7 protein-coding genes and 1 pseudogene are annotated in these 7793 nt (G+C 69.6%); 4 read left to right on the forward strand and 4 right to left on the reverse strand.

Annotated features, from left to right (window positions below):
* Positions 1-28 precede the first annotated feature (28 nt).
* Positions 29-544, reverse strand: a complete 516-nt coding sequence (locus AC08OJ_RS16680) for an FAD-dependent oxidoreductase (protein ID WP_476596214.1) — start codon at positions 542-544, stop codon at positions 29-31.
* A gap of 305 nt (positions 545-849) precedes the next feature.
* Between AC08OJ_RS16680 and AC08OJ_RS16685 the strand changes: the two are divergent.
* Positions 850-1698: pseudogene (locus tag AC08OJ_RS16685) on the forward strand (uroporphyrinogen-III synthase); the annotation flags it as partial.
* A gap of 76 nt (positions 1699-1774) precedes the next feature.
* Entirely contained in the window at positions 1775-2104 is a 330-nt protein-coding gene (locus AC08OJ_RS16690) for a winged helix-turn-helix domain-containing protein (RefSeq protein ID WP_476594074.1), read from the forward strand.
* 61 nt (positions 2105-2165) lie between these two features.
* On the opposite strand, the gene AC08OJ_RS16695 is transcribed toward AC08OJ_RS16690, so the two are convergent.
* Both AC08OJ_RS16695 and prfB read right to left on the reverse strand, forming a co-directional pair.
* Positions 2166-3002, reverse strand: coding sequence for a polysaccharide deacetylase family protein (locus tag AC08OJ_RS16695; RefSeq protein WP_476594073.1), 837 nt, complete (start codon positions 3000-3002; stop codon positions 2166-2168).
* A 564-nt stretch (positions 3003-3566) separates the two neighbouring features.
* A complete protein-coding gene (prfB, locus tag AC08OJ_RS16700; protein WP_476594072.1) occupies positions 3567-4667 on the reverse strand; it encodes a peptide chain release factor 2 in 1101 nt (366 codons plus the stop codon).
* A 765-nt stretch (positions 4668-5432) separates the two neighbouring features.
* Between prfB and AC08OJ_RS16705 the strand changes: the two genes are divergently transcribed.
* Positions 5433-6551 carry a hypothetical protein gene (locus AC08OJ_RS16705; protein ID WP_476594071.1) on the forward strand — a complete coding sequence of 373 codons (1119 nt, stop codon included), beginning with the start codon at positions 5433-5435 and terminating at the stop codon, positions 6549-6551.
* Here AC08OJ_RS16705 and AC08OJ_RS16710 read toward each other — a convergent pair.
* Positions 6493-6900, reverse strand: coding sequence for a pilus assembly protein TadG-related protein (locus tag AC08OJ_RS16710; protein WP_476594076.1), 408 nt, complete (start codon positions 6898-6900; stop codon positions 6493-6495). The two genes, AC08OJ_RS16705 and AC08OJ_RS16710, sit on opposite strands and share 59 nt — an antisense overlap.
* Positions 6901-7435: 535 nt before the next feature.
* On the opposite strand from AC08OJ_RS16710, the gene AC08OJ_RS16715 reads away from it, so the two are divergent.
* A complete protein-coding gene (locus tag AC08OJ_RS16715) occupies positions 7436-7585 on the forward strand; it encodes a hypothetical protein (protein ID WP_476594070.1) in 150 nt (49 codons plus the stop codon).
* Positions 7586-7793 lie beyond the last annotated feature (208 nt).

The following is a 7793-nucleotide window of genomic DNA, read 5'->3' on the forward strand; positions in this document are numbered from 1 at the left end:
CGACCACCTTGATCAGAAACCAGGCCGGTCAACGCATCGAAACCCCATGTGCGGAAGACAGAACGAGGCCGAGCAGACCGCCACCGACGACCACACCGGTCCCGGTCCGGCTACCCCGCGCCGAGGCGAAGATCGCCTCTAGGTCCTCGATCGTGCGGTAGACATGGCAGCCGGTGGCCTCCCGGCCGGGTACCGGCGGGACGAACGGGTAGGAACCGGTCGCAAGCACCAGCACGTCGTACCGGTAGGTGCGGCCAGCACCGGTGGTCACCGTCCGGGCGGCCCGATCGACGGCGACGACCGGTTCACCGAGACGCAGCCGCAGCCGGGGGTGTTCGAGGAATCCGTCCTCGACGAGGCTGAGGTCCTCCGCGGTCGCCCCGGTGAAGTACGCCGAGAGGCCCACCCGGTCATAGGCGGGCCGAGGTTCCTCGGCGAGGACCGTGATATCCCATCGCCCCTCGACGTCGCGGTCCCGCAGCGCCGCCAACAACCGATGCCCCACCATGCCGCGGCCGACGACCACCAATGATCGAGAAGACATCCGCGCACCACCCGCATGTCCGAACCGATGGGTGCCGGTCCAAACGGGCACCCGCTACGACCAGAACCGTACGAACCCAGGATGTCAACACCGACTCGAAGTCAGGTCGGTCCGGATACAAGGCATGCACTCCACGACACGACGGGATGTGAGATGCCCGACGAACGCTCGATGCGGACGTCGTGAATACGCAACGGTGCCGGTTAACACCGGCGTTGCACACCGGCAAGCGCGTGGACATAGCCGTGTCCGATCCTGCGGTGACCGGGGGATCGGCGCGGGACCCCAGGCCAGGAGGTAGCCTCGTGACAACCCGTAGTCCCGGGTGGCCCGACATCGGCGACCGGTTCGGCGCACCCGGAACCGCCGGAACCACCGGAACACCCGGAACCACCAGCGCGCCCGGAACGTCCCCGGCATCGGCGACATCGACGGAGCCGGCAGTCAGCGCCGGGCTGCCACCGCTGCTCGGCTTCACCGTCGGGGTCACGGCCGCGCGTCGCCGCGACGAACTCGCGAACCTCCTCGAACGGCGCGGAGCCCGGGTGATCCATGCCCCGGCCCTGCGCATCGTGCCGCTCGCCGACGACAGCTTGCTGCTCGCCGCGACCCGGGAGTGCCTCACCCGGCCGCTGGACGCAGTGATCGCTACGACGGCAATCGGCTTCCGCGGCTGGGTGGAGGCCGCCGAGGGCTGGGGGCTCGGCGAGCGGCTGCGCGACCGGCTGGACGGCGCCCGGCTGTTCACCCGAGGGCCGAAGGTCACTGGCGCCGTCCGGGCCGCGGGGCTCACCGAATGCTGGTCGCCCCGCTCGGAATCCGGCGCCGAGCTCGTCGCCCATCTGCTCACGGAGAACCTGGCCGGACTGCGCATCGCGGTGCAGCTACACGGCGAGCCGTTGCCAGACATGGTCGAGGGACTGCGCGCGGCGGGTGCCGAGGTCGTCGAGATACCGGTGTACCGGTGGGAACCACCGGACGATCTGCGGCCGGTCCGCCGGATGGTCGAACTCATCGTCACCGGCGGGGTCTCCGCGGTCACCTTCACCAGCGCGCCCGCCGTGGTGAGCCTCCTACGGATCGCCCGGGAGATGGGACAGTTCGACGAACTGCTGACCGCGTTGCGGGGCGAGGTGCTGCCCGCGTGCGTGGGTCCGGTCTGCGCCGCCCCCCTCGAACGGCAGGGCGTGGCGACCGTGGCCCCGGACCGGTTCCCGGCTCGGAGCACTCGTGCGCACGCTGTCCGACGAACTCCCGCGTCGCCGGGGGCGGACCGTCGAGGCCGCGGGGCACGTGCTGCGGGTCCAGGGCGCGGCAGTGATCGTCAACGGCGAGCCGGTGATGCTCGCACCCAGGACCGCGGCGGTCCTCGACGCGCTGACCGAGCGTCCCGGTCGGGTGCTGTCCCGAGCCGAGCTGCTGCGCCGGACGGGCACGGCCGGGCTCACCGACGAACACGCGGTCGAGATGACCGTCGCCCGGTTACGCACCGCGCTGGGACCGGCCGGCCGCGTGGTCGAGACCGTCATCAAGCGGGGCTATCGGCTCGCGGTCGTGTGAGAGAGCACGCGGTAACTGCCAGGCCCCGGACCCCGGACCCCAGTTCCCGCGTTCCCCGTCGTCAGGCGCCTCGGCCGAGCCGCCAGCGCGCCGCTCGATATGCCCGCCACCCCGACTGCAGTCCTCGCCGGGCGCTGAGCAGGGCGTCGCGATGCCCCTGGGAAACGAGCCGAAGGATGTCGGCCGCTCCAGCGGCCCGATTGACGATCAATCGACTGATGGCGAACCGGGACAACGTCGGTTGATGAATGCGGTACCCGACCTCACAGGCCGATTCGAACCCGGCGGCCGCGACGACATGGCGCACCGACGCGCAGTGATAACCGAAGGGGTAGCAGAAACTGTCCGGACGCCGGCCGGTGCTCTCCTCGATCAGCCGCCGGCTGGCGGTGACGTCGTACCGCGCCAAGGCGGTCGGCACCACGTCGAGCTCCAGATGACGGTGACCGTGCGAGCCGAGCTCGATGCCCTCTCCGGCGAGCGCGGCGAGGTCGGACCAGTCCAGCAGGGGGAGGTTGCGCTCGGTGTAGCCATCCAGCCAGGTGGCGCGCCGGCCAACGAAGGCGGTCGGCACGTACAGGGTAGCGCTGGCACCGATCGCCCGCAGAGCGGGCACCGCGGTGGTGACGAAGTCCTCGAAGCCGTTCTCGAAGGTGATCACCACCTGGCGGCGGGCGGGATGCGCCAGCGCGTCAGTGAGACCCGTGAGGTGGTAACCGCTTTCGGCGAGGGCCTCGAGCTGCTCGGCGAAGGCACCGGGAGGGACCTCCCAGCGTCGGCAGTCCGCACTCACCGAATCACCGACGCCGTGGTACATAAGGACGGGCAGGGGCATCGTGGGCGCACCGTCGAACACGCCGGAGGCGGCGCCGGACGCCGCGGGCGCCAGGGAGGTCACGGCTTTCCCGTACCGGCGAGACTGGCCATCCTGCCCGGATTTGCACCGTTATTTCCACACAGATACATGCGTGCATTCACGTGCAGGGACACAGACCGCACTCCCTCCGCGACAGCGGTTCGCAATCGTGAACGACCAGGTGACACGGGCGTACATCCCATCGGGTGAAGCAGTAGACGGACCAGATCAAGACACCGAAACTAAAACATCGACCGGTCCGCGAACTACCCGGAACTCTACACGTGTATACCCGGCATGCCAATGGCGTCAGGAGATCCGGTGGAGTCCTCCCCCGACGCCGGGCCGGGCTGCCGGCCGAGCCTACGTCACACCGGCGTTCCCACCACGGCCGGATCTTTAGTCTTTTCACCGTTCGTTCCCCGAGAGGCAGGCAGCATTCGGATGCCGTCCCGGAAACGGGAGACCTCCGGACCTCCGGAACCGGAACGCCGGGCGCGTATCGTCCCGCCGGGCCACGAGCGCCCGGACGGTGCGGCGAGGATTGCCCGCTCAGCCCGGAACCAGGCGCATCCCGGGCGTCGGCAAAAGCTCCGAAGAACCCTCTCACGCCTGATTCTCGACCGACCGCCGCCACCGGATCTCCGCGTCGATGAAATCATCGAGCTCGCCGTCGAGAACACCGCTGGTATTCGAGGTCTCGGTGTCGGTACGCAGATCCTTCACCATCTGGTACGGGTGGAGGACATAGTTACGGATCTGTGATCCGAAGGAGACGTCCTGTGGCCCGCCGGTGATGCGCTGTTTCTCCGCTGCTTCCTCGGCCCGCCGCCGCTCCAGGAGCTTCGCCTGCAACACGATCATCGCGGCGGCCTTGTTCTGGAGCTGGCTGCGCTCGTTCTGGCACGTCACCACGATGCCCGTGGGCAGATGCGTGATGCGGACCGCGGAGTCGGTGGTGTTGACCCCCTGTCCACCCGGGCCGGACGAACGGAAAATATCGATACGCAGATCCTTGTCGTCGATGTCGACGCGGTCGGACAGCTCGACGACCGGGGTGACCTCCAGCCCGGCGAAGGAGGTCTGCCGCCGGTTCTGGTTGTCGAACGGCGAAATCCGGACGAGCCGGTGCACCCCGTGCTCACTGCGCAGCGTCCCGTACGCATAGGGCGCCTTGACCTGGAAGGTTGCCGACTTCAGACCCGCCTCCTCAGCCTCGGAGGTGTCAAAGACCTCCGTGGCGTAGCCATGCCGCTCGGCCCACCGCAGGTACATCCGAAGCAACATCGCCGTCCAGTCGGCCGCGTCCACCCCGCCGGCCCCGGCCGAGAGCTGCACGATCGCGTCCCGCTCGTCGTACTCGCCGGACAGCAGGGTCCGGACCTCGAGACCGGCGATGTCATTGGACAGCCTGGGAAAATCGGCTGCGGCCTCGGCGAGCAGATCCTCGTCGCCGAGGTCCGCGGCGGCGGCGATGTCGTCGAGACGGCGACGCAGCCCCTCCACCCTGGCGATGTCCCCGCGCGTCGACGACAACCTGCGGGTGACAGCCTGGGCCCGGTCCTGATCGGACCAGAGGTCGGGGTCCGCAGCCTGACGCTCCAGATCCTCGGCGCGACGGCGCAACCCCTCCACGTCGAGAACCGTCTCGATGCCGGTCAACGTGGCATCCAGCTGTTTGATCTCCTCGGACAGGTCGACGGCCATGCTGTTCACCTTACCGGCGGCACTCGGCGGCCACCGCCAGGACGGATCTTGCCCGCCCGGGCGGGAGCCGGCCGAGCTCGCATCGGCGTCGCGCCGAGCCCCGCGGCGACCTCCCCGCGGTCTCCCGACGGCATCCCGAGGACCTCCCGGCAGCATCCCGGCGGCATCCCGACCGGGAAACATCATCATGGCGAAACATGCAATGACTCGACGACACGAGGATGAAACATTCGCAGGATGCCACGAGAATTTCGGCCAACCGGCGCCCGCACTGCGGACAATCGTTGCGACGGCCCCAGGCAGTCAGGCGGTTCAGCCATCCGACAGCAATCTCCGACAACAACCGACGCCAATCCCTGAAGAGACACGTACCACATCGCCGAGTACGCACAACTCGGCGCGTCCGCGGCCCCCGAACGATAACGTCGAAGACGGCACTTCGCGCACGAATACGTGAACGCCGGGTTTCGTCGGGACAGTGCGGCCTCGCGACCATATGGGTGTCGGATGCGGAGAGATCAGCTGCAGAGAGCTCGGACGCATCGACCGGTGCGCGCGTGTACACCGGTCGATGTCGCCGGGACGGGACGGGACGAAGACTCGAGGACCGGCCACTACCACGGGGAAGAGGAGGAAGGCCGCCGTGAATAACCGGATCTGTCGTCCGAGCGATCGGATCACGCCGTTGGCGGCGGCGACTCACCGCCCCGTCGCGTGCCGGCGGAAGGCCGCGATCATTCCCGCAGGAGCACGGAGGGTCCCATCGTGTCGGAGGTCTCGGAGGTCGCGGACCGACGCTCTGTCCTGGTTGCCACCGGCCTCGCGGCGGTGGGCTCCGTGAGTCTGCGCGACGACGCATCCGGCCTGCACGAGGCCTGCATGGCCGCCCTGACCGCGACGGTCAGGGCCTACGAGACGTCTGATCTGATCACTACCACGTCCGCCCTGGTCTCGTTGGAGCGCACGACACAGACCGTGCCCCGGGAACACCGGCTGCGCGGCCGGCCAGCGCTGGAGTGGATGCGGCTGCACGCGGCGGTCACGACGGTGGCAGCCGCCACCGCCTACGACCGCGGCAAACACTCCGATGCCGCCGTGCGGGCCGACCGGGCCGCGGCGCTCGCCCGGGCCGCCGGGGACGGGCCACTCGCCGCCCGCGCCCTGGCCCTGCGCGCCCGGGTGGTCCGCCCGCACAGCCCGGCGGTGTCCCTGCAGATCGCCGGGGCGGCGGCGCGGATCGCGGGGCACAGCTCCACCCGGGCCCTCATCGCCGGGAAGGTTGTCACCAGCGCCTGTGCGGCGACCGGCGACCGGGCGGGCGTCCGGGGCGCCGTCGCCAGAGCCTGGCAGACGATGGAACGGCTCGACGACACCGCCCACGGCTCGCCGGGTTTCTCGCTCGACACCTACTCCCCGGCGGATCTTGCCCTGGCCTGCGCCGAGGCCCTGACCACCGTCGGCGCGGCCGACGAGGCCATGCCTCACCTGGAACGCGCCGCGACGTTGATCACAGGTAGCGGCCAGACGGGCATGGTGGTCTCGGTGCGGATGGCGCAGGCCCGGGCCGCACTGGCCCGGGAGATCCCGGATCGCGACGAGGCAGCCCAGCACGCCGCTCAGGCGGTGGCGCTGTCTGCCGGGCGGCCGGCCGAATGGGTGGCCCGGCTGGTCCGGGACGTGTCGGATCTAGCCGAGCGCCGCACCGGCCACGGTCTCGACGATCTCCTGGACGCCACCTCGACCTGGTTGCATCAGGGGTCGGAGGAAAGCCAACAGGTGGCGCGCACGCAACCGGCGCGGTTCGGCGTTCCGGCGCCGGCCGGCGTCATGGTGCAGCGGGCTGGCGGACCACCGACTGTGCCTGCGCTCCGGCACGTACCGTGACCGGACCCACCCCGAGGGAGCCCACAACCGGAAGATCGACCACACGCGTGCCCTCCACCTCCACCGTCGTCGCGTCGACGAGGATGGAGGTGAGGGTCGTGCGGCCACTCGGATCGGCCCGGCGCTGGTACTGATCGACGGTCGTGGCGATATCGGCGAGGGGCAGGCGCTCGAAGGCGTCGGTGGCGGTGTAGATCGCGTTCTCGTCGATGCGCTGGGCAGCAGCCAGCGCGGCGCCGTCGGCGGCCGAGGCCACCGACCGGCGGGCGAGGTAGATGGCGGACACGTCGGTCACGACGACCACCAGCATCGCCACGACCATGAGATACCCCAGCGTCAGCACGAGGATGGTCCCGCCGTCCGCAGGACCGGCTCCGGGCGAGCGGACGGCCGGGACCGCCCAGCCGGCGCCGGGTACCCGGACGGACCGCCCCGACCCGCCAATGCCGAACGCACGCAGGAAACGGGGCACCTGGATTCCGCCACTGGTCACGGGCACACGTTCTCCTCGCGGACACTCCCGGCACAAAGCTAGACGGGCGAGGGTAGGAATCTACCATCCTGCCTGACGACCTCATTGCATCAGGTACGTCCCCTGGGACGAGGAACGTCCGCGCAGAGGCCCTCGATGAGGGCCGCGACCCCGTCGAGGATGCGTTCCAGCCCGAAATCGAAAGACCGGGCGGGCGGCCCATCGCCGCATCGGCCATGAGCATGAGCAGTTCGTCCTTGACGGAGATGTAGCGGTAGAGCGACATCGTCGCCGCGCCTGGTTCCGCGGCAACCCGGCTCATGGACAGGCCGGAGATCCCCTCGGTGCGGGCGACCTCGATGCCGGCACCGCCCGGGTTGCCGGCCACGACGTACTCACCCAGCGTGGCAAGGTGCGGCGACGCATCAGCCTGACCGGCCAGTACGCCGCACTCGACAAGGCGCGGACCGGGGAGGAGAACCTGTGCCTGCTCGACGAGCTCGCCATCATCGCGGCCTCGCTCCTGCTGGCCGGTGTCCTGTTCAGCCGCCGCACGCAGTGACGTCCGGGCCACAGGCAAAGCCTGATCCGGATCAGCCGTTGCGGCATGCCGCACGCGGTGGGACGTCGGAACCGGAAAATAACGCCATCACTTCCTGCATCAAGCCGAAAAACGCGCTGCCCGCCGAATGCGGGCCAACACCATCCTGCCATACGGCGCGCGGACAAAGTACTCACCTCACCCCTGACGATCGCGTACACCTCTAGGC

This window comes from Frankia sp. CgKIO3 (assembly GCF_977946435.1).

Bases quoted from the DNA above. Each gene is read 5' to 3' on its own strand.
- AC08OJ_RS16680 (WP_476596214.1), bottom strand. From the start codon at position 544: ATGTCTTCTCGATCATTGGTGGTCGTCGGCCGCGGCATGGTGGGGCAT.
- prfB (WP_476594072.1), bottom strand. From the start codon at position 4,667: ATGGCCGTCGACCTGTCCGAGGAGATCAAACAGCTGGATGCCACGTTG.